This window comes from Blastomonas sp. (genome assembly GCF_046294995.1).
Lineage (GTDB): Bacteria > Pseudomonadota > Alphaproteobacteria > Sphingomonadales > Sphingomonadaceae > Blastomonas.
This window is the reverse complement of sequence record NZ_JBKBOG010000007.1, coordinates 28,924-49,021: the sequence shown is the minus strand read 5'-3', so window position 1 is coordinate 49,021 and position 20,098 is coordinate 28,924. Positions and strand designations below refer to the sequence as shown.

At 63.7% G+C, this 20,098-nt stretch carries 21 protein-coding genes and 1 pseudogene; 16 read left to right on the top strand and 6 right to left on the bottom strand.

From position 1 onward, the window contains the following. Positions 1–192: 192 nt before the first annotated feature. From ACK4R0_RS09895 to ACK4R0_RS09885, 3 genes are all read left to right on the top strand, one after another. A complete protein-coding gene (locus tag ACK4R0_RS09895) occupies positions 193–2,019 on the top strand; it encodes an ABCB family ABC transporter ATP-binding protein/permease (protein WP_409673739.1) in 1,827 nt (608 codons plus the stop codon). A gap of 167 nt (positions 2,020–2,186) precedes the next feature. After that, positions 2,187–2,627 (top strand): TIGR01244 family sulfur transferase, encoded by a 441-nt coding sequence (locus ACK4R0_RS09890; protein ID WP_409673850.1) that lies wholly within the window; start codon positions 2,187–2,189, stop codon positions 2,625–2,627. Between the two features lie 263 nt (positions 2,628–2,890). After that, positions 2,891–3,451: a hypothetical protein gene (locus ACK4R0_RS09885; protein WP_409673737.1), complete on the top strand. Its 561-nt coding sequence runs from the start codon at positions 2,891–2,893 to the stop codon at positions 3,449–3,451. A gap of 125 nt (positions 3,452–3,576) precedes the next feature. On the opposite strand, the gene dapE is transcribed toward ACK4R0_RS09885, so the two are convergent. Beyond that, the gene (gene dapE, locus ACK4R0_RS09880; RefSeq protein WP_409673735.1) at positions 3,577–4,725 is read right to left on the bottom strand and encodes a succinyl-diaminopimelate desuccinylase; all 1,149 of its coding nucleotides are present in this window, start codon (positions 4,723–4,725) and stop codon (positions 3,577–3,579) included. A gap of 41 nt (positions 4,726–4,766) precedes the next feature. Here dapE and ACK4R0_RS09875 point away from each other — a divergent pair, with 41 nt between their 5' ends. After that, a complete protein-coding gene (locus ACK4R0_RS09875) occupies positions 4,767–5,219 on the top strand; it encodes a cupin domain-containing protein (RefSeq protein WP_409673733.1) in 453 nt (150 codons plus the stop codon). Positions 5,220–5,236: 17 nt separating this feature from the next. On the opposite strand, the gene hisN is transcribed toward ACK4R0_RS09875, so the two are convergent. Further along, positions 5,237–6,025 (bottom strand): histidinol-phosphatase, encoded by a 789-nt coding sequence (gene hisN, locus ACK4R0_RS09870; RefSeq protein ID WP_409673731.1) that lies wholly within the window; start codon positions 6,023–6,025, stop codon positions 5,237–5,239. A gap of 44 nt (positions 6,026–6,069) precedes the next feature. Further along, the gene (locus tag ACK4R0_RS09865; protein ID WP_409673729.1) at positions 6,070–7,005 is read right to left on the bottom strand and encodes a ribose-phosphate pyrophosphokinase; all 936 of its coding nucleotides are present in this window, start codon (positions 7,003–7,005) and stop codon (positions 6,070–6,072) included. 189 nt (positions 7,006–7,194) lie between these two features. On the opposite strand from ACK4R0_RS09865, the gene ACK4R0_RS09860 reads away from it, so the two are divergent. The 5 genes from ACK4R0_RS09860 (at position 7,195) to tldD (ending at position 12,450) form a co-directional block, all read left to right on the top strand. Then, positions 7,195–8,850, top strand: coding sequence for an NAD+ synthase (locus ACK4R0_RS09860; protein ID WP_409673727.1), 1,656 nt, complete (start codon positions 7,195–7,197; stop codon positions 8,848–8,850). A gap of 39 nt (positions 8,851–8,889) precedes the next feature. Then, a complete protein-coding gene (locus ACK4R0_RS09855; RefSeq protein ID WP_409673725.1) occupies positions 8,890–9,168 on the top strand; it encodes a type II toxin-antitoxin system RelE/ParE family toxin in 279 nt (92 codons plus the stop codon). 11 nt (positions 9,169–9,179) lie between these two features. Continuing rightward, positions 9,180–9,464: a HigA family addiction module antitoxin gene (locus ACK4R0_RS09850; RefSeq protein ID WP_188512816.1), complete on the top strand. Its 285-nt coding sequence runs from the start codon at positions 9,180–9,182 to the stop codon at positions 9,462–9,464. A 62-nt stretch (positions 9,465–9,526) separates the two neighbouring features. Beyond that, positions 9,527–10,852 (top strand): glutamate--tRNA ligase, encoded by a 1,326-nt coding sequence (gene gltX / locus ACK4R0_RS09845; RefSeq protein WP_409673723.1) that lies wholly within the window; start codon positions 9,527–9,529, stop codon positions 10,850–10,852. A 167-nt stretch (positions 10,853–11,019) separates the two neighbouring features. Further along, the gene (gene tldD, locus ACK4R0_RS09840; RefSeq protein WP_409673849.1) at positions 11,020–12,450 is read left to right on the top strand and encodes a metalloprotease TldD; all 1,431 of its coding nucleotides are present in this window, start codon (positions 11,020–11,022) and stop codon (positions 12,448–12,450) included. 7 nt (positions 12,451–12,457) lie between these two features. On the opposite strand, the gene ACK4R0_RS09835 is transcribed toward tldD, so the two are convergent. Both ACK4R0_RS09835 and ACK4R0_RS09830 read right to left on the bottom strand, forming a co-directional pair. After that, positions 12,458–12,745, bottom strand: coding sequence for a helix-turn-helix domain-containing protein (locus tag ACK4R0_RS09835; RefSeq protein WP_409673721.1), 288 nt, complete (start codon positions 12,743–12,745; stop codon positions 12,458–12,460). Further along, positions 12,742–13,083 (bottom strand): type II toxin-antitoxin system RelE/ParE family toxin, encoded by a 342-nt coding sequence (locus tag ACK4R0_RS09830; RefSeq protein WP_409673719.1) that lies wholly within the window; start codon positions 13,081–13,083, stop codon positions 12,742–12,744. The genes ACK4R0_RS09835 and ACK4R0_RS09830 overlap by 4 nt, the downstream gene beginning before the upstream one ends. Positions 13,084–13,139: 56 nt before the next feature. Between ACK4R0_RS09830 and ACK4R0_RS09825 the strand changes: the two are divergent. Continuing rightward, positions 13,140–13,415: pseudogene (locus ACK4R0_RS09825) on the top strand (metallopeptidase TldD-related protein); the annotation flags it as partial. A 326-nt stretch (positions 13,416–13,741) separates the two neighbouring features. Here the strand turns inward: ACK4R0_RS09825 and ACK4R0_RS09820 are convergent. After that, positions 13,742–14,935 (bottom strand): hypothetical protein, encoded by a 1,194-nt coding sequence (locus tag ACK4R0_RS09820; RefSeq protein ID WP_409673718.1) that lies wholly within the window; start codon positions 14,933–14,935, stop codon positions 13,742–13,744. 294 nt (positions 14,936–15,229) lie between these two features. Here ACK4R0_RS09820 and ACK4R0_RS09815 point away from each other — a divergent pair, with 294 nt between their 5' ends. From ACK4R0_RS09815 to yidD, 6 genes are all read left to right on the top strand, one after another. Beyond that, complete coding sequence (locus ACK4R0_RS09815; protein ID WP_409673716.1) at positions 15,230–15,538, top strand: HigA family addiction module antitoxin; 309 nt, start codon at positions 15,230–15,232, stop codon at positions 15,536–15,538. A 195-nt stretch (positions 15,539–15,733) separates the two neighbouring features. After that, positions 15,734–18,406, top strand: coding sequence for an aconitate hydratase AcnA (gene acnA, locus ACK4R0_RS09810; protein WP_409673714.1), 2,673 nt, complete (start codon positions 15,734–15,736; stop codon positions 18,404–18,406). Next, positions 18,403–19,074: a hypothetical protein gene (locus ACK4R0_RS09805; RefSeq protein ID WP_409673711.1), complete on the top strand. Its 672-nt coding sequence runs from the start codon at positions 18,403–18,405 to the stop codon at positions 19,072–19,074. The genes acnA and ACK4R0_RS09805 overlap by 4 nt, the downstream gene beginning before the upstream one ends. A 171-nt stretch (positions 19,075–19,245) precedes the next feature. Next, positions 19,246–19,380, top strand: a complete 135-nt coding sequence (rpmH, locus tag ACK4R0_RS09800; RefSeq protein WP_188512807.1) for a 50S ribosomal protein L34 — start codon at positions 19,246–19,248, stop codon at positions 19,378–19,380. Positions 19,381–19,487: 107 nt separating this feature from the next. Beyond that, a complete protein-coding gene (gene rnpA, locus ACK4R0_RS09795; RefSeq protein WP_409673709.1) occupies positions 19,488–19,859 on the top strand; it encodes a ribonuclease P protein component in 372 nt (123 codons plus the stop codon). Positions 19,860–19,868: 9 nt separating this feature from the next. Continuing rightward, positions 19,869–20,078, top strand: a complete 210-nt coding sequence (gene yidD / locus ACK4R0_RS09790) for a membrane protein insertion efficiency factor YidD (RefSeq protein ID WP_409673707.1) — start codon at positions 19,869–19,871, stop codon at positions 20,076–20,078. The last annotated feature ends 20 nt before the right edge of the window (positions 20,079–20,098 follow it).

Genomic DNA, 20,098 nt, shown 5'->3' with positions numbered 1-20,098 from the left:
CTGAATTCCGGATGATATATAAATAAATGTAACATTGCAATTCGGGGTGACATGGAAAAGCGCGTCACCGGCCCGAAACATGGCTTTTTACCGTTACAAAAACTGCGACGAATGGTTTTGCGCGGGTGTTCTGGGCGCTGGCGCAGACTGGGGGCTTGGAACCTGCGGGGATCGACCCTATCGAGGGTCGATATGCAATCTTTCCACACAGCATCGCCCGCGCCGAGCGGCAAGCCCCCTGCGATGCGCCAGACGCTTGCCCGCTTTCTTCCCTATTTGTGGCCCGATGGCCGGCCCGATCTGAAGCTGCGCATCTGCGGTGCGATGCTGATGGTGTTGCTGGGCAAGGCGGCGGTGCTGTCGATGCCGTTCGCTTATAAATCCGCGATCGACAGCATGACGATCGGCGGCACCACGATGGCGATGGCGGCGATCGTCGCCGTGCTGGCCTATGGCGCGGCGCGGCTGGGGTCGGTGCTGTTCGACAATCTGCGCAATGTCGTCTTCGAGCGCGTCGGGCAGGAGGCGACCCGGACGCTCGCGGAAAACGTGTTCGTGCAGCTGCACCGCCTGTCGCTGCGCTTTCACCTGGCAAGGCGCACGGGCGAGGTGACCAAGGTTATCGAACGCGGCACCAAGAGCATCGACGTGATGCTGTATTTCCTGCTGTTCAACATCGCGCCGACGGTGCTGGAGCTGATCGCGGTGCTGGTGATCTTCTGGATCAACTTCGGCATCGGGCTGGTGCTGGCGACGGTGGCGATGGTCGCGCTGTACATCGGCTTCACCCGCATCGTCACCGACTGGCGCAACCATCTGCGCGAGACGATGAACACGCTCGATGGCAGGCAATTGGGCCGCGCGGTCGATTCGCTGCTCAACTACGAGACGGTCAAGTATTTCACCGCCGAGGCGCGCGAGGCCAAGCGCTATGGCGATGCCGCGCGCACCTATGCCAATGCCGCAGTAAAATCGGAAAACTCGCTGGCTTTGCTCAACGTCGGCCAGTCGCTGATCACCAACCTGATGATGGCAGGCGCGATGGCCTATACCATCTGGGGGTGGAGCGTCGGCCAGTTCACCGTGGGTGACCTGGTGCTGGTCAACACGCTGCTGATGCAGCTGTTCCGCCCGCTCGACCTGCTCGGCATGGTCTATCGCACCATCCGCCAGGGGCTGGTGGACATGGCGGCGATGTTCGACCTGATCGATACGCCTGCCGAGATCGTCGACGTGCCTGGCGCACCGGCGCTGAACAGCGCGCTGCCCTCGGTCGAGTTCGACAATGTCGATTTCGGCTATGACACCGACCGGCAGATTTTGCACAAGCTCAGCTTCAAGGTCGAGCCCGGGCAGACCCTGGCGATTGTGGGCCCGTCGGGCGCGGGCAAGTCGACCATCGCGCGGCTGTTGTTCCGCTTCTACGATCCGCAGGGCGGGCGCATCCTGATCGGCGGACAGGATATCGCGCGGGTCACACAGGCCTCGCTGCGCGCCGCACTCGGAATAGTGCCGCAGGATACGGTGCTGTTCAACGACACCATCGGCTACAACATCGGCTATGGCCGCGAGGGCGCGAGCCAGGACGAGATCGTCCGCGCGGCGCATGGCGCGGCGATCGGCACGTTCATCGAATCGCTGCCCAAGGGCTATGATACCGAGGTCGGCGAACGCGGGCTCAAGCTGTCGGGCGGCGAGAAACAGCGGGTCGCGATCGCGCGGACGCTGCTCAAGAACCCGCCGCTGACGATCTTCGACGAAGCGACATCGGCGCTCGACAGCGCCACCGAAGCCGAGATTCTGGGCACGCTCAAATCGCTCGCCGAGGGCCGCACGACATTGGTGATCGCACACCGCTTGTCTACCGTCACCCATGCAGATACCATCATCGTGCTGGAGAAGGGCCGCGTCGCCGAGCAGGGCTCGCACCGCGATCTGCTGCGCAAGGGCGGCTTGTATGCGGCCATGTGGCAACGCCAGGCGCTCGAGCGCGAGAAGGAGGAGGCACAGACGGTATGAACAGATGGCTAGCCCTATCGCTGCCGCTGGCTGTTGCCGGGCTATCGCTTGCCGGATGCAAGGAGCGCAGCCAGGGCGAGCGCAGTCCGACGCAGATGCCGCCGATCCTCGCCTCCCTCTCCGCTGCAACGCCAGACACGGCGCCGACTTTCACGAAAGACCAGAACATGTTCACTCCGCTTGCCGACAATATCGATGTTGCCCCGCAGATATCGCTCGACCAGGTCGCCGCAGCCAAGGCGCAAGGGGTGACGATGATTATCAACAACCGCCCCGATGGCGAGGATCCGTCCGCGCCGCAGGGCGATGACATCGCCGCTGCTGCCGCTGCTGCCGGCATCGATTATGTCGCGATTCCGATCACCCATGCCGGATTCTCCGGCCCGCAGGTCGATGCAATGATCGCAGCGCTCGGCAAGGCCGAGGCAAACGGCGGCAAGGTGCTCGCTTATTGCCGCTCGGGTACGCGCTCGACTTTGCTGTGGTCGTTGGCCCAGGCCAAGCAGGGCAAGAACCCGGCAGAGCTGAGCCGCGTCGCCGCCAATGCCGGCTATGACCTCAGCCCCGTCCGCCCGATGCTCGACGCACTGTCGGGCCGCGTGGAGTAATACAAATCCTCCCCAGCTTGCTGGGGGAGGGGGACCGCCCGCGTAGCGGGTGGTGGAGGGGCAGCGAGGCCAAGCCGCCCAAACAGCCTTTTCACAATCCCGCTTCCCCTCCACCACCAACCTGCGGTCGGTGGTCCCCCTCCCCGAGACAAGCTCGGGGAGGATTGAAATGTTATGGTTAACCCGATCCTAACCATACTGTGACCATCTTTGCCCATTCCGCTTCGCAACATGCGTAGGCGGAGAGGCAAGGAGAATCGGGCATGGCAAGCCATCCCAGTGCAGCATCGGGCCATTCATCGGCGGCGTTGACGCTGGCGGAACTGCGCGAGTTCGCGAGTTTCTCGCCCGGGGCGCAGCGCTATATCAAGCGCGCGCTCGATATCGGGCTGGCGCGCGAGGATGCGTTCAAGCGCTGGGCGCGCAACGCCGAGGAGACCGCCTCGATCCGCATGCACTACCTCGTCTATCAGGATTTGAAGCTGCTGCGCGGCAACGTGCCCGATGCGCCGAACGAAGAGGGTTTCGAGCATTTCATGGCGCTGCTGGTCAGGCTCGCGGCGTTCGATCTGGCGCAGGGACGGATCGAGAGCTTCTCGACCTTCCGGTTTCTTTATGAACGCCTGCTGGGGGCGGACGTCCGGCCCTGGCTGCCGTCGGCCTATTGCGCGGCGGCGGCGCTGCCGCAGATCCAGCCTGATCGGCGCAAGGTCCTGCTCCAGTCGATCAGCGAAGCAGCGGCCACCGCGCCGGGCTGGTCGCTGCGGGCGCCTGTGTTCTTTCCCGAATGGGTCGAATGGGTCAGCGGCGACGCTGCGCATTGAGGGTTTTTGAGTTTCGCTAAGGTTGCGCGTCCGTCCCTCGACTTCGCTCGGGAACTCGGACCCTTGTTGCATACCCCCACTCTGCCTGTCCCGAGCGAAGTCGAGGGACGTTGTACTGAAGGTGGTCAGCTCGTCCCCACCAGCGCCCCCAGCACCACGCGGCGGTAAATCCGCGCCAGCGTATCGAGATCGGCAATCGCCACCGCCTCGTCGAGCTTATGCATCGTCGCGTTGCACAGGCCGAACTCCACAACCGGGCAGATTCGCGACAGGAAGCGCGCGTCCGATGTGCCGCCGGTGGTGGACAGCTCTGCCTCCAGTCCGGTCTCGGCGCGGATGGCGTTGGCGACCATGCCCGAAAGCTCGCCCGGCGGGGTGAGGAATGCCTCGCCCGAAATCTTCGCCTCGACGCTGCCCCCCATCGCCCCGGCGATGCCGCTGATCAGTTCGTTCAGCGATTGCCCGCTGTGCAGATCGTTGAACCGGATCGAAATCCGCGCCTCGGCCCCGGCGGGGATGACGTTGTGCGCGGGGTTGCCCACCGCCAGGTCGGTGATCTCGATGTTGCTCGGCTGGAACCAGTCGGTGCCTTCGTCCAGCACCACCCTTTCGATCTCGGCAAGGATCGCCACCAGCTTCGGGATCGGATTGTCGGCCAGATGCGGATAGGCGACATGGCCCTGCTGGCCCGCGACGCGAATCCACATGTTGACCGATCCGCGCCGCCCGATCTTGACCATGTCGCCCAGCCGCGCGACCGATGTCGGCTCACCGACCAGGCACAGATCGGGCATCGTGCCGCTCGCCTGCATATGGTCGATCAAAGCCCGCGTCCCGTAGATCGCAGGGCCCTCCTCGTCGCCGGTGATGATCAGGCTGATCGTGCCCACCTCGCGCGGAATGTCGGCGACCGCGGCAACGAAGCTTGCGATCGAGCCCTTCATGTCGACCGCGCCGCGCCCGTGCAGCAGGTCTCCGCGCACTTGCGGCTCGAACGGATCGCTGGCCCAGCCCTTGCCCGGCGGCACCACGTCAAGATGCCCGGCAAAGGCGAAATGCCGTCCGGCGTCGCCCGCAGGCCGCCGGATCGCGTGCAAATTCTCGACCGGCCCATCAGGCGCTTCGCCGCAGACGAACCGCGTCACCGCGAAGCCCAACGGTGCCAGCATCGCCTCAAGGCAATCGAACACTGCCCCGGTGGCAGGGGTGACGCTTTCACAGGCGATCAGGCGGCTTGCCAGATCGAGCGGGGAGGGGGCGAGAATGGTGGTCATAGGCGCTTTCATTCAGGGTCATCGGGCATTAGCATCGGCCCATGCCCAAAGTCGACCTGCAAGCGATCCCACAGACCAACGCCACAGGCTACCCCGCGCACCTTGCCGATGTCGTGCAGCAGCGCTGGTATCGCCGCCTGTCACCGGCCACGGGCCTGACCGATTTCGGTGCGAGCCATGTCGTGCTCAAGCCTGGCGCCTGGTCGGCGCAGCGCCACTGGCACGAATGCGAGGATGAGCTGCTGGTGATCATCGCAGGCACTGCGGTGCTGGTCGATGACACGGGGCGTACACCTCTGGTGGCGGGCGATGTCGCGGCGTTCCCCAAGAACGACGGCAACGGCCATTGCCTGGTCAACGAAAGCGATGCCGACTGCGTGTTCCTGGTGATCGGCAAAAGCGTCAACGGGCCGTGCCATTATCCCGATGTCGATATGCGGGAGCTTGGCGGCGGCGACAAACGCCGCAAGGATGGTACTCCGTTCAGCCGCTGACCGGGGTTCGCGCAGTCTCAATCGTGGTCGTGGTGCCCCAGTGCCGCCAGCACATCCTCCAGCCGCGCCGGATCGCCCATCGCGATCACCCGGCCATCGCTGCCCTTGTGCAGCGGATCGCCGTTCCAGTCGCACATATGCCCGCCGGCGCCTTCGACAACGGGGACCAATGCTGCAAAATCGTGCAGCTTGAGCCCGCTTTCGCACACCAGATCGACCGTGCCCTGCGCGACCAGGCCATAATTGTAGCAGTCGCCGCCCCAGATCAGCCGCCGCGTATCGCACTGCTTGGCCAGCGCCATGAAGTGCATCGCATCGTGATCGCTGAACAGATGCGGGCTGGTGGTGGCAAGCACCGCGTCCTCGATATCCGGGCACAATCGCGCCCTGACCGGCTGGCCGTTGAAGGTGGTGCCGCGCCCGGTCGCGCCGACCCAGCGCTCGCGCCCGATCGGCTGGTCGATCACGCCAAGTACCGGCCATTCGTCGGCGATCAGCGCAATCAGCGTGCCGAAGATCGGCCGTCCGGCGATGAAGCTGGTGGTGCCGTCGATCGGATCGAGCACCCACACCCGCCCGGTCGAGCCCGGCTTTTCGCCATATTCCTCGCCGATCACGCCATCGCGCGGAACTTCGGCGTCGAGGATCGTGCGCATCGCCGCTTCCGCCGCGCGGTCGGCTTCGGTCACGGGCGAGGCATCGGCCTTGCGGTCGGTGACGAAGTGCGAGCGGTAGAACGGCCGGATCGCTTCGGCGGCGGCCTCGGCCAGCCGCTCGGCCAGCGCAATGTCCTTGCTGTGAATCATGCGAGGTTATCCTTTATCTGAACATTACAGATAAGGGCTAAATCTCAATCGAACAGGCTGGAGACCGAGCTTTCGTCGGCAATGCGGCGGATGGCTTCGCCGATCAGCGCCGCCATCGGCAGGCTACGGATACGATCCGACCCGTTGACCGCGTCGGTTGCCTGGATCGAATCGGTGATCACCAATTCCTTGAGCGCGCTGTTGTTGACCCGCGCCACCGCGCCGCCCGAAAGCACGCCGTGGGTGACGTAGCTGACCACGTCGATCGCGCCTGCGTTCTTCAGCGCCTCGGCCGCGTTGCACAACGTGCCGCCCGAATCGACGATATCGTCGATCAGGATGCAGAAGCGGCCTTCGACATTGCCGATGATGTTCATGACTTCCGATTCGCCCGGGCGCTCGCGGCGCTTATCGACGATGGCGAGCGGGGCGTTGTCGAGTCGCTTGGCCAGCGCGCGCGCGCGCACCACGCCGCCGACATCGGGCGAGACGACCATCAGTTCGTGCTCGCCGAACCGCGCCTGGATGTCCGCAGCCATCACCGGCGCGGCATAAAGGTTGTCGGTGGGGATATCGAAAAAGCCCTGGATCTGGCCTGCGTGCAGATCGACCGACAGAACGCGGTCGGCGCCCGCGACGGTGATCAGGTTGGCGACCAGCTTGGCCGATATCGGGGTGCGGGGGCCTGGCTTGCGGTCCTGCCGGGCATAGCCGAAATAGGGGATTACTGCAGTGATCCGCCGCGCCGATGCGCGCTTGAGCGCATCGATGCAGATCAGCAGTTCCATCAGGTTGTCGTTGGCCGGGTATCCGGTCGACTGGATCACGAACACGTCTTCGCCGCGCACGTTCTCGTGGATCTCGACGAAGATTTCCTCATCGGCAAAGCGGCGCACGCTGGCGTCGGTCAGCGGCATTTCCAGATAGGCGGCGATCGCGCGCGCCAGTGGCAGGTTGCTGTTGCCAGACAGGATTTTCATGTGATCGTGCTTCCCCGTTGCCCTGATCGAATTTGGCCCTGTTAGCCAAGTGACCCGAGAAGCGGAAGACGTAACTTTGGTGAAATGCGCGCAGCCCTCAGCCCTGGACCTGCCGCGCCGTGATCCGCCCGGCGGGCTTGGGCGCCAAATTGAGTTGCCGCCATTGCGCCCGCCGCCTATCTGGCAGGCATGACCGACCGGCTTACGATCACCCTTGTCCAGTGCGCACAGGCGATGGGCGATATCTGCGGCAATGCCGATGCGATGCTGGCGGCGCGGTCCGAAGCGACTGGCAGCGACCTGATCGTTTTTCCCGAGCTGCAGTTGATCGGCTATCCGCCCGAGGATCTGGTGCTCAAGCCTGCGCTGATCGCACGCGCCGGCGCCGAGCTCGAGCGCCTGGCCGCAGCGACCGCCGACGGTGGCCCGGCGATGCTGGTGGGCTCGGTGTTCGCCCGCGAAAACCAGCTGTTCAATGGCATCGCGCTGCTCGATGGCGGGGAAATCAGCGCGGTACGGCTCAAGCACGAATTGCCCAATTACGGAACCTTCGACGAAAAGCGGCTGTTCGCGTCTGCCCCGTTGCAACCGCCGGTGCCGTTCCGTGGGCTCATGCTGGGCCTGCCGCTGTGCGAGGACATCTGGTTCCCCAAGGTGTGCGGGCACTTGAAGGCGATGGGCGCTGAAATCCTGATCGCGCCGCATGGCAGCCCGTACGAGATCGAGAAGGGCGAGGGGCGGCTGCACAAGGTTGCGCGCGCGCGCGTCACCGAGACCGGGCTGCCTCTGGTCTTCCTCAACCGCATCGGCGGGCAGGACGAACTGGTGTTCGATGGTGCCTCGTTCGTGGTCAATGCCGATGGCTCGCTGGCGCATCAATTGCCCGATTGGGAAGCTGCGACGGTGCGCACTGAATGGACCCGAGGACAGGGCGGCTGGCAGTGCGCCCCCGGCGACATCCATGCGCTCGATCCGTTTCCGCAGGACGCCTATCATGCGATGATCGTGGGGCTTCGCGACTACGTCAACGCGAACGGCTTTCCCGGCGTCGTGCTCGGCCTTTCGGGCGGGATCGACAGCGCGCTGTCTGCCGCGGTCGCGGTCGATGCCTTGGGTGCAGACCGGGTATGGTGCGTGATGCTGCCCAGCCGCTTCACCAGCCAGGAGAGCCTCGACGATGCCGCCGGCTGCGCAGCCATGCTCGGCTGCCGGCTCGACAGCATCCCGATCCAGCCTGCGGTCGATGCGTTCGACACCATGCTGGCCTCGAGCTTTGCCGGGCGCGAGCCTGACCTTGCCGAAGAGAACATTCAGTCGCGCATCCGTGCGGTGACGCTGATGGGGCTGAGCAACAAGTTCGGCCACATGCTGCTCACCACCGGCAACAAGAGCGAGATGAGCGTCGGCTATGCCACCATCTATGGCGACATGGCGGGCGGCTACAATGTACTGAAAGACGCCTACAAGCTGACCGTGTTCGATCTGTCGCGCTGGCGCAACGCCAACAAGCCGCCGCTGGCGCTCGGCCCCGATGGCCCGGTGATGCCAGAGCGCGTGATCACCAAGCCACCCAGCGCCGAACTGCGCCCCGACCAGCGCGACGACGACAGCCTGCCGCCGTACGAAATCCTCGACCCGATCCTGCACGGCCTAGTCGAGGAAGAGCTCAGCGTCGCCGAGATCGTCGCGCGCGGCTTCGAGCACGATACCGTCGCGCGGATCGAGCGGCTGCTCTATATCGCTGAATACAAGCGCCGGCAGGCGCCGCCGGGGGTGAAACTGGGCATCCGCAACTTCGGCCGCGACCGGCGTTACCCGATCACCAACCGGTTCCGGACGGCCTGATCGCTTGAATCGCGTATCGTTACGCGATATATCGGAGCCATGATTATCAGTTTTCGTCATAAGGGCCTGCGGCTGCTTTACGAAACGGGATCGACCAAAGGCGTTCAGGCTGCTCACAAGGCGAAATTGGTCAGCATTCTGGCGGCACTGGATGTGGCCGTGTCGGCTAGCGAACTCTCGCTTCCGTCGTATCGTTTGCATCCGCTTAAGGGCGATTTGGCAGGCCACTGGTCGATATGGGTGAACGGCAACTGGCGGGTCACGTTTCGGTTTGTCGGGCCTGATGTTGAACTCGTGGATTACCAAGATTATCATTGAGGCAAGTTGAGATGATGAAAACTCCCCCCCACCCCGGAACCATGCTGCGCGATGACGTTATTGTCCCGCTCGGCCTCGGCGTGACCGAAACAGCGCGCAAGCTGGGTATGTCGCGGGTGGCCTTGTCGCGCGTCATCAACGGCCGTGCCGCGATCAGCCCGGACCTTGCGATCCGGCTGGAACGCGCAGGTGTGAGCACCGCGCGATTCTGGATCGGCTTGCAGGCGAACTATGATCTTGCCATGGCACTCGAGCACAGCCAGCCCGCCGTAGAACCGTTGCAGACAGCCGCCTGACCCCGCCAATGCGAGTGCCCCGCTGGGACGACCTTCGGCGTTCACCAACAAGATTGTAACCCATGACCACCACCCGTTTCGCCCCATCGCCCACCGGCCATCTGCATATCGGCAATATCCGCACCGCGCTGCACAACTGGATGTGGGCGAAGAAGACCGGCGGAAAGTTCATCCTGCGGATCGACGATACCGATGCCGAGCGCAGCCGCGAGGAGTATGTCGAGGGTATTCGCGCGGATTTGGCGTGGCTGGGGCTGGACCCCGATGCGGAGTATCGCCAGTCCGAGCGCGCGGCGCTGTATGACGCGGCGTTTGCAAAGCTGCGCGACGCGGGCCGGGTCTATGCGTGCTATGAGACCTCGCAGGAGCTCGACCTCAAGCGCAAGATCGCGCTGGGGCGTGGGCTGCCGCCGGTTTACGACCGTGCCGCACTCAACCTGACCGATGCCGAGCGCGCCGAGCTCGAGGGGCAGGGAATCAAGCCGCACTGGCGGTTCAAGCTCGACCACGCCGAGCCCATCGCCTGGGACGACCTGATCCGGGGGCCGCAGAAGTTCGATGCCGCCAGTCTCTCCGATCCCGTCATCCGCCGCGCCGATGGCAGCTGGCTCTATATGCTGCCCTCGGCGATCGACGACGTCGATATGGCGATCAGCCATGTCGTGCGCGGCGAAGACCATGTTTCGAATACCGCGGTCCAATTGCAGATGTTCACCGCTCTGGGCAGCACCCCGCCGGCCTTCGCGCACGAGGCGCTGCTGGTGGGCGCGGAGGGCAAATTGTCGAAGCGGCTGGGTTCGCTGGGCGTGGGCGAACTGCGCGAAAAGCACATCCTGCCGCAGGCGATCGTCGCGTTGCTGGCGCGGCTGGGCACATCCGATCCGGTCGAGCCGCTGCATGATCGCGCCGCATTGCTCGAGAGCTTCGACTTCGCGCGCTTCGGTCGCGCGCCTGCGCGTTTTGCCGAAGAGGATCTCGAGCGGATCAACCGCCAGCTGGTCCACACCGCCGATTTCGCGATGGTCGCCGACCAGCTTCCGCCGCAGGTTGACGAGGCCGCGTGGCACGCGATCCGCCCCAATATCGCGCATCTGGGCGAGGTTGCGGACTATTGGCGGGTGATCGAGGGGCCGATCGATGCGCCCGCGCCCGAGGCCGAGGATACAGCGTTCCTGGCAGAGGCGCGCGCCGCGCTCGAGCCGCTGGAGTTCAGCGCCACCGTCTGGAAGGACTGGACCGAGGTGCTCAAGGCCAGCACCGGGCGCAAGGGCAAGGGGCTGTTCCTGCCGCTGCGCCGCGCGCTGACGGGCATGGATCACGGCCCCGACATGGGCGAGTTGCTGCCGCTGATCGGGCGCGAGCGGGCGCTGGAGCGGTTGGGGGGCTGAGGTTTGCGCATGCGTCCCTCGAGTGCGCTCGGGAACGCGGAGATGCTGGCTCTTACCCCACCTCCGTCTGTCCCGAGCGAAGTCGATGGACGTACGCGCCACAACCGCCGATACAAACCCGCCCCTTGGATAATCCCCCCGCATGCCGCATATGCTTAGGCATGAACATGATCGCCACCGCAGACCCCCGCTCGTTCCTCTACCGCCCCGACGCGCTCGACCCCGATGCCGCGCAGCGCCTCACCCGTGATGCGCTCAGCCGGTGCGACGATGGCGAGCTCTATCTGCAATACGCCGCCAGCGAGAGCTTCGTGTTCGATGACGGCCGCCTGAAGACAGCCGACTACTCGACCGACTCGGGCTTCGGCCTGCGCGGCGTCTCGGGCGAGATGACCGGCTTTGCCCATGCCAACGACGTCAGCGAAGCCGGCATCCGCCGCGCCGCCGAGACACTCAAGCTGCTCGACCCTGCCAAGGGCGAGGCCGCGCCGCCGCCGCGCCAGAACAACCGCCACCTCTACACCGACGGCAATCCGCTCGAGAGCATTCCGTTCGAGACCAAGATCGCCCTGCTCGAAAAGATCGACGCCGCCGCGCGCGCGCGCGATCCGCGCGTGGCGCAGGTCACCGCGAGCCTGATGGGCAGCTGGTCGGTGATCGAGGTCGTGCGCGCCGATGGCTTCGTCGCCACCGATGTGCGGCCCTTGGTGCGGCTCAACGTCTCGATCGTCGCGCAAAGCGGCGAGCGGCGCGAGGTCGGCAGCTTCGGCATGGGCGGGCGCTATCTGTATGACTGCCTGTTCGACGACGCGACCTGGAAACGCGCAATCGACGAGGCGCTGGCCCAGGCGCTGACCAACCTCGAAAGCGTCGCCGCGCCTGCGGGCGAGATGACCGTACTGCTCGGCCCCGGCTGGCCCGGGATCATCCTGCACGAGGCGATCGGCCACGGCCTGGAAGGCGATTTCAACCGCAAGGGCACCAGCGCGTTCTCGGGCCGCGTCGGCCAGCGCGTCGCCGCCGATGGCGTCACCGTGGTCGACGATGGCTCGATCATGGACCGGCGCGGATCGCTCAGCATCGATGACGAGGGCACGCCCACGCAGGAAAACGTGCTGATCGAAAACGGCATTTTGCGCGGCTATATGCAGGACCGGCTCAACGCCCGGCTGATGGGCGTCGCCCCCACCGGCAACGGCCGCCGCCAATCCTACGCCCACGCCCCGATGCCGCGCATGACCAACACTTTCATGCGCGCAGGCAACGACGATCCGGCAGAACTGCTGTCGCGCGTGAAAAACGGCATCTTCGCCAAGAGCTTCGGCGGCGGACAGGTCGACATCGTCTCGGGCAAGTTCGTCTTCTCGTGCACCGAGGCCTATCGCGTCGAAAACGGCAAACTCGGCGCCCCGATCAAGGGCGCGACGCTGATCGGCGACGGCCCCACCGTGCTCACCAAGGTGATGGGCATCGGCAACGATTTCGCGCTCGATGAAGGCGTCGGCATGTGCGGCAAGGGCGGCCAGGGCGTGCCTGCGGGCGTGGGGCAACCGACGCTGCTGGTGAGTGGGCTGACGGTGGGGGGGACTGGAGGGTAACTCCAGCCTATTGCAGCAGCTCGCGCACCAGCGAGGGCTTTTTTGCGATCATCGCGAGCAACACCTGCGCGGGACCGGTCGGCTGCCTGCGTCCATGCTCCCAGTTGAGCAACGTCCCCTTGGCCACGCCGATGGAGCGCGCAAACGCGCTTTGCGACAGCCCGGTGCTGGCACGGATCGCAGCGACATCGACCATGGGCACCACGATCTGATGAACCTGTGCACCAACGTCCTTGCCCTGCGCATGGGTGATGGCCTCGTTAAGTCCCTGCATGATGCTGTCATACGCGCTCATCGGCGGTCTCCATAAGTTGCAACCAAAGTCTTTGCGAGGTCCACGGCGGCAGCCTGCTCGGCTTTGGTCAGATTGTCTTTCTCGTTCTTGGCGAACACGGTGACCAGGAAGATCGGCATCGCAGTGCCACCGAACACATAGATCGTCCGATAACCACCGCTCTTCCCGCCACCCTCGCGCGGGATACGAACCTTGCGCAGCCCACCGCCCAGCGAGACTCCCGCTTCAGGATGGGCAGCGACATAGTCCACCAGCGCGATGCGCTCCGCATCACTCATGATCGCTTTGGCACGCCGGATGAACTCGGGAAGTTCGATGATGGTTTGAAGAGTGGTCACCGGTACAGGTTATGTGCCATTAGCATATGTGTCAATGACACATATGCTAATGGTCCGGCGGCGGCCAGGTCGATATCGTCCCGGGCAAGTTCGTCTTCTCGTGCACCGAGGCCTATCGCGTCGAAAACGGCAAGCTCGGCGCCCCGATCAAGGGCGCCACGCTGATCGGCGACGGCCCCACCGTGCTCACCAAGGTGATGGGCATCGGCAACGATTTCGCGCTCGATGAAGGCGTCGGCATGTGCGGCAAGGGCGGCCAGGGCGTGCCCGCAGGCGTGGGCCAGCCGACGCTGCTGGTGAGTGGGCTGACGGTGGGGGGGACTGGGGGGTAGTTTCTACAAATTTTGCCTTGCTTGCCTCGAGCCTCTGTTTCTGTACCCAACAGCCAAAGATGCGCCTTGCAGTGTCTGGGGGTAGCCTTGCGCAACCCCCCTCCATTCTATCTCTGTCGGTTGCCGTATCATTCCTGGATAAATGATCGATTTTTCACGCTAAGGTTCCCAATGGCGAATTTTCTGCCTTTCGGATTGATCCAAGAACCTCTCACTTCCGTCTTTTTCCCGACCGCCTTTTGGATCACGCCTCCACGACCAGACAAACCAGCCTGAGGCCGAAATTATTGCGGCGATACCGAATAAAGCTTCTGCCCCCACGTACATTATACCGCCTCTCTGTTCGCTGAAATGCGGAGTGGGGTGTCCAACCGTCCGCCCATAATCTCATCTCGCAAACGCTCGTAAGCTTTCAAATATTGGCCCACCCGGCTTTTCCGCATAGCGAAGGCCATTCTGCGGCCTGGCGTGTCAGCCTCCACTCTTAGTTTAGCAACGCCTTGGATGGCTGGAGCGCGATAATGCAAGGGCAATGGGAGGATAATATCGTGCGGATAACGCTCGAGAATATACTCTCGGTCCTCTGCCAGACGATACGCAGTCTCGCTGATGAGACGGGTTAGCTCTGTCTCACTATCCCCTTGATAGGCAGACGAATACAGCGTCCCGGGGTCAACGGGGAACAATGGCTCGGCATCCTCCTCATCACTGTTACAGACCCAAGGTTCGAAAACTAAAGCACCAATCTTTTGAAGTGTCTTAATGCTATTCCAAAACGGCTCCCAAGCCTCCTCCGGGTTAGAAGTCTTAATGCGATATTTTGCTGTCCATTCTCCCGCCGCTTGCATTGTTGAGCCAATGCTCAATGCCCACAAAACGTGGGTGCCAACCTCGGAAATCTTTTGAGCCGCACTCCCGCCAGACACAATCTGCCGAAGACTGCCAAGCGGAATCCCATATGAAACATCAATGTCTACAAGCCCATAAAGCTCAATCAACATACGCAGCATTTGCACATCGCCCGTTTCTCGGACTCTACGCAAAATCGACGTTTCAGTGGCTAGTCCAGTGATAAGCTGAACCGGCAGAAATATCGGCTTTTCCTCATCCGGCACATGCGGCAAAACATATTGAGGTGACAGCCGTGTCGATTCAGCGGTTCTCTCGACCAGTCCCGCTTCAATCAATTCACTTATAGCAAGCTTAGCCCGAGGCTTGCCCATCCCCGCGTGATCTTCGCATGCCTTTGCGGACCACTTTGTCAGCCGGTGGTCACTGCCAGTTCCAGCAAGCAACACCAAATATGCCGTGATGAGGTTCATCCTGTTGCGACATTCAATCTGCCACAGCTTTTCCCACGCCAAATGACCCAGAACAAAAAAGTTGCTCCCGCGGCCTTTTCCGCGTGTGATTTTCACTGGCTTCGATTCTGTGTGTTCCATTTGGGCGCACTCATTGACGGTTACATAATTCGCCCTAGCACATAATTTTGACCCCATCAAGGAGATAAAGGCATTCAAGGCTATCCAGGAAATCCAGACATACGGACCATATCAAGTTTTTCCATAACTGCGGATCAAGCGGGTGGTTGCTTTCTCGTTTAGTTTGAGTGCAAACCTTGTCGGGGGGCGGGATTCAATCGCCGTGCAAAATAACATGGGTAAATTGGGGGAGCACGATACCTGATTTCAGTTTCTTGGACTGAAGGGCAGGGACAAGGGCCGGTTTGCCGCCGATGCTTCGGGCAACTGGCGCATCACTTTTGGCTGGGACGGGAAGAATGCGGTCGATGTCGATCTGGAGGACTATCACTGATGCGTAACCCCCTGCTCAAAGGCCTGCGCCCGGTGCACCCCGGCGAAACGCTGCGCAAGGATGTCATTCCGGCGGTCGGTCGGTCCAAAACCGAGATCGCGCGGTTGCTCGGCATTTCGCGTCAGACGCTCTATGACATCATCAACGAGCGGCAGCCGGTAACACCCAGTATGGCACTGCGGCTGGCCAAGATGTTCGGCGGCAGCGCGGAAAGCTGGCTCAACATGCAGCGGGCCTATGACCTGCATCTGGCCGAGCGCGAACTGGCCGAACAGTTGAAGGCAATTCCGCAATTGCGCGCGGCGTAACGGTCCAACCCCCTTTCCCCCCGCACCCCCTTGCGCTAAGGCCTGCCGCGGCATAACGGTTTTACGTATCGGCCCGCCGGTTTCGCGCAGAAAATGGTCGCGCGCGTCCCCATTCCGGCCTCTGGTGCGAACCGTCACACACTTGGGCGCCGTTGCGGCGCTAGAACACATTATTACTCTTGGAAGGGACTTCCCATGACCGCTGTTGGACAGGACACGCTCGGCACCCGCGCGACGATGGAGGTGGGCGGCAAGTCCATCGCTTATTATTCGCTCGCCAAGGCGGCCGAAAAGCTCGGCGATATCTCGCGGCTGCCGTTCAGCATGAAGGTGCTGCTCGAGAACATGCTGCGCTTCGAAGACGGCGGCTTCACCGTATCGGTCGCCGATGCGCAGGCGGTGGTCGACTGGCAGAAGAACCCGGTCTCCAGCGCCGAGATCCAGTACCGCCCTGCGCGCGTGCTGCTGCAGGATTTCACCGGCGTGCCGTGCGTGGTCGATCTCGCCGCGATGCGCGATGCGATCGCCAAGCTGGGCGGTGACACCACCAAGATCAATCCCTTGGTCCCCGTCCACCTCGTCATCGATCACTCGGTGATGGTCGATGAATTCGGCCACCCACGCGCGTTCGAACAGAATGTCGAGATCGAATATTACCGCAACGGCGAGCGCTACGACTTTCTCAAGTGGGGCTCCAAGAGCCTCGACAACTTCAAGGCGGTCCCTCCCGGCACCGGCATCTGCCACCAGGTGAACCTTGAGAACATCGCGCAGGCGGTGTGGACCAGCACCGATGAGAGCGGCGCGACCGTGGCCTATCCCGATACCTGCGTCGGCACCGACAGCCACACCACGATGATCAACGGCCTGGGCGTGCTCGGCTGGGGCGTCGGCGGGATCGAGGCGGAAGCCGCGATGCTCGGCCAGCCGGTCTCGATGCTGATCCCCGAGGTCGTCGGCTTCAAGTTCACCGGATCGCTGAACGAAGGCGTCACCGCGACCGATCTGGTGCTGACCTGCACCAACATGCTGCGCAAGCACGGCGTGGTCGGACGTTTCGTGGAATATTATGGCCCCGGCCTTGCCTCGCTGAGCCTCGCCGACCGCGCGACGCTCGCCAACATGGCGCCCGAATATGGCGCGACCTGCGGCTTCTTCGGCATCGACGACAAGACGCTCGACTACATGCGCCTGACCGGTCGCGACGAGAGCCTGCTCGCGCTGGTCGAAGCCTATGCCAAGGAGCAGGGCTTCTGGATCGAGCCTGACGCGGTGGACCCGGTGTTCACCAGCACGCTCGAGCTCGACCTGTCGACCGTCATCCCCTCGCTCGCCGGCCCCAAGCGCCCGCAGGATCGCGTCGACCTGACCGAGGTCGACGATGTCTTCGCCAAGGACATGGCCGACACCTACAAGCGCGCCAACATGCGCGTCGCGGTCGATGGCAAGGATTACGACATCGGCGATGGCGACGTGATGATCGCTGCGATCACCTCGTGCACCAACACCTCGAACCCCAGCGTGATGATCGCCGCAGGACTGGTCGCAAAGAAGGCGAACGAACTGGGCCTCAAGCCCAAGCCGTGGGTCAAAACCTCGCTTGCACCGGGATCGCAGGTCGTCACCGACTATTTCGTCAAGTCGGGGCTGCAGCCGCATCTCGACAATATCGGCTTCAACCTGGTCGGCTATGGCTGCACCACCTGCATCGGCAACTCGGGCCCACTCGCCGAGCCGATCAGCAAGGCGATCAACGAGAACGGCCTGGTCGCCGCTGCGGTGATCTCGGGCAACCGCAACTTCGAAGGCCGCGTCTCGCCCGACGTGCGCGCGAACTTCCTCGCCTCGCCGCCGCTCGTGGTCGCTTACGCGCTCAAGGGCACGGTGATCGAAGACTTCACCACCACCCCGATCGGCCAGGCGACCGATGGTCACGACGTCTATCTCAAGGACATCTGGCCGACCAACCTCGAAATCTCCGACACCATCGCGACCTGCATGGACCGCGAAATGTTCCAGGCGCGCTATGCCAACGTTTATCTGGGCGACGAGCATTGGCAGGCGATCAACGTCGAAGGTTCGGACACCTACAACTGGCGCGCTGGCTCTACGTACGTCGCCAACCCCCCGTATTTCGAGGGCATGAGCATGACCCCCGAGCCGGTCAGCGACATCATCGAGGCCAAGCCGCTGGCGATCCTTGGCGATTCGATCACCACCGACCACATTTCGCCCGCAGGGTCGATCAAGGCGGATTCGCCTGCGGGCAAGTGGCTGATGGAGCATCAGGTCGCGCGTGCCGACTTCAACAGCTATGGCGCGCGCCGTGGCCATCATGACGTGATGATGCGCGGTACCTTCGCCAACATCCGCATCCGCAACGAAATGGTCCCCGGCATCGAGGGCGGCATGAGCCGCTACGGCCAGGAAGTGATGCCGATCTATGACGTCGCGATGCGTCACAAGGCCGATGGCACGCCTTTGGTCGTGATCGCGGGCAAGGAATACGGCACCGGATCGTCGCGCGACTGGGCGGCCAAGGGCACCAACCTGCTCGGCGTCCGCGCGGTGATCGTCGAAAGCTTCGAGCGTATCCACCGTTCGAACCTCGTCGGCATGGGCGTGCTGCCTTTGCAGTTCCAGGGCGACGATACCCGCGAGACTTTGGGCCTGACCGGTGACGACAGCTTCACCATCGAAGGCGTGGCCGACATCAAGCCGCGCCAGCAGGTTACCGTCAAGGTCACCCGCGCCGATGGCACCACCTTCAACTTCGAGGCGCTGTGCCGCATCGATACCGCCAATGAACTCGAATACTTCATGAACGGCGGCATCCTGCATTACGTGCTGCGCAAACTGGCTGCATGATCCGGCCCGCCTCAGGATTGCGGGCGAGGGCCGGTGCTGCGCTGATAAGCGCGACGCTGGCCCTTGCCGCACTTCCCGGGGCGCATGCGCAACCCGCGCCGCAACTGCCCGAAAGTTCGCAGGACGCTGCGATCATGTGCTTCTATTCCGCCGTGCTGACCGGGCGCGGGCAGGCCGAGCCGATGGCAGAGGCGATGTGGTTCCTGTTCGACGCAGCACGGACCGCGACCGCTGACGCGCCCGATGGCTTTGTCGACAAGGTCGAGGAGCTGGTCGCAGCGCCGCCGCCCAATCTCGACACGTTGGCCACCGACGCGCCGGCGATGCTGCCGCAATGCGCCAGCCGCTATCCGCTGATCAGTTCCAAGCGCACGATAACTCTGCCTGCCGATGCATTTGCGCGCGACATGCAGTGTCTCGCGCTGACGATATACCTGTCCGACATGGCGCAGGGCGACCTCGACGATACCGGGAGCGAGGCCTTTGTGACTCGGCTGCAGGCGCTGGAAACCAGGCTGACCGCACGGCTGAGCCCGGAGCGGTATCAGGCCGCCGGTCTGGCAGACGAGGCGGCACGAAACCTGGCGCTGGCCGGCGCGCTGCGCGATGTCAGCCCGATCGGCAATCTGATGAGCGTGCTCAAGGCGTGCGAGGCAGCGGCGGGCTGACAAGCGCCGCTGTCGCAACGCCCAAAATGGCGCGTGCGGCGCGTGGATCGCTTGACTTTATCAGCCCTCGACCGTATGCGGCCTGCTTTCGCGGGCTCTGCGCAAGCTGCTGCTCGCGGCGAATCATCAACCAACACGGTTTTTCAGGCCAATACTTTTCAGGAGTGCCGCATGAAGCGCACATTTCAGCCCAGCAACCTTGTGCGCGCGCGTCGTCACGGCTTCCGTCAGCGCACTTCGACCGTCGGTGGTCGTGCCATCCTGCGTGCACGTCGCGCCCGTGGCCGCAAGCGCCTGAGCGCCTGATCACGGCTGTGGAGCGACCGTCGCCCGTTGATACGGGCGCGGCTTTAGCTGCACCTTCCATTCCAGTTTCACTTGCGGGCGCTCCGGATACCTCCGGCGCGCCCGTCGTGCTGCGTCAGCGCGCCGACTTTCTCGCCGCCAATGGCGGGCTGCGGGTCGGCACCCCGGCGTTCGTGCTGCTGGTCAAGCAACGTTCGGACGACAGCGCGCAAAAGCGCGTCGGCTACACCGTCACCAAGAAGATCGGCAACGCCGTGGTCCGCAACCGCATCAAGCGCCGCTTTCGCGCGCTGGTGCACCAGGTGCTGGCCCGTCATGGCCTGCCCGGCGCCGACCATGTGCTGATCGGTCGCGGCGAGGCGATGACGCGAGACTTTGCCGCGATGCAGGCCGATCTGGTGCGCGCGCTCGATCGGGTGCGCGATGGCAAGGCCTCGGCCGATCGCCGCCCGCCACGCGGCAAGCCCCGGCGGCGGTGAGCGCCAGCGATGAAGCACGTCCTCATCTGGATCGCGCGGGGCTGGCAACTGGGGCCATCGCGCATTCTGCCGCCCGCCTGCCGCTACAGCCCGAGTTGCTCGGAATACGCCATTCAGGCGCTGAATCGCCATGGTGCGATTAAGGGTGGCTGGCTGGCGATGAAGCGGCTATTGCGCTGTCACCCATGGGGCGGGCACGGCCATGATCCGGTGCCCTGACGCGCAGACAAGGCGCCCCC

Bases quoted from the DNA above. Each gene is read 5' to 3' on its own strand.
- ACK4R0_RS09895 (WP_409673739.1), top strand. From the start codon at position 193: ATGCAATCTTTCCACACAGCATCGCCCGCGCCGAGCGGCAAGCCCCCT.
- ACK4R0_RS09890 (WP_409673850.1), top strand. From the start codon at position 2,187: ATGTTCACTCCGCTTGCCGACAATATCGATGTTGCCCCGCAGATATCG.
- ACK4R0_RS09885 (WP_409673737.1), top strand. From the start codon at position 2,891: ATGGCAAGCCATCCCAGTGCAGCATCGGGCCATTCATCGGCGGCGTTG.
- dapE (WP_409673735.1), bottom strand. From the start codon at position 4,725: ATGACCACCATTCTCGCCCCCTCCCCGCTCGATCTGGCAAGCCGCCTG.
- ACK4R0_RS09875 (WP_409673733.1), top strand. From the start codon at position 4,767: ATGCCCAAAGTCGACCTGCAAGCGATCCCACAGACCAACGCCACAGGC.
- hisN (WP_409673731.1), bottom strand. From the start codon at position 6,025: ATGATTCACAGCAAGGACATTGCGCTGGCCGAGCGGCTGGCCGAGGCC.
- ACK4R0_RS09865 (WP_409673729.1), bottom strand. From the start codon at position 7,005: ATGAAAATCCTGTCTGGCAACAGCAACCTGCCACTGGCGCGCGCGATC.
- ACK4R0_RS09860 (WP_409673727.1), top strand. From the start codon at position 7,195: ATGACCGACCGGCTTACGATCACCCTTGTCCAGTGCGCACAGGCGATG.
- ACK4R0_RS09855 (WP_409673725.1), top strand. From the start codon at position 8,890: ATGATTATCAGTTTTCGTCATAAGGGCCTGCGGCTGCTTTACGAAACG.
- ACK4R0_RS09850 (WP_188512816.1), top strand. From the start codon at position 9,180: ATGATGAAAACTCCCCCCCACCCCGGAACCATGCTGCGCGATGACGTT.
- gltX (WP_409673723.1), top strand. From the start codon at position 9,527: ATGACCACCACCCGTTTCGCCCCATCGCCCACCGGCCATCTGCATATC.
- tldD (WP_409673849.1), top strand. From the start codon at position 11,020: ATGATCGCCACCGCAGACCCCCGCTCGTTCCTCTACCGCCCCGACGCG.
- ACK4R0_RS09835 (WP_409673721.1), bottom strand. From the start codon at position 12,745: ATGAGCGCGTATGACAGCATCATGCAGGGACTTAACGAGGCCATCACC.
- ACK4R0_RS09815 (WP_409673716.1), top strand. From the start codon at position 15,230: ATGCGTAACCCCCTGCTCAAAGGCCTGCGCCCGGTGCACCCCGGCGAA.
- acnA (WP_409673714.1), top strand. From the start codon at position 15,734: ATGACCGCTGTTGGACAGGACACGCTCGGCACCCGCGCGACGATGGAG.
- ACK4R0_RS09805 (WP_409673711.1), top strand. From the start codon at position 18,403: ATGATCCGGCCCGCCTCAGGATTGCGGGCGAGGGCCGGTGCTGCGCTG.
- rpmH (WP_188512807.1), top strand. From the start codon at position 19,246: ATGAAGCGCACATTTCAGCCCAGCAACCTTGTGCGCGCGCGTCGTCAC.
- yidD (WP_409673707.1), top strand. From the start codon at position 19,869: ATGAAGCACGTCCTCATCTGGATCGCGCGGGGCTGGCAACTGGGGCCA.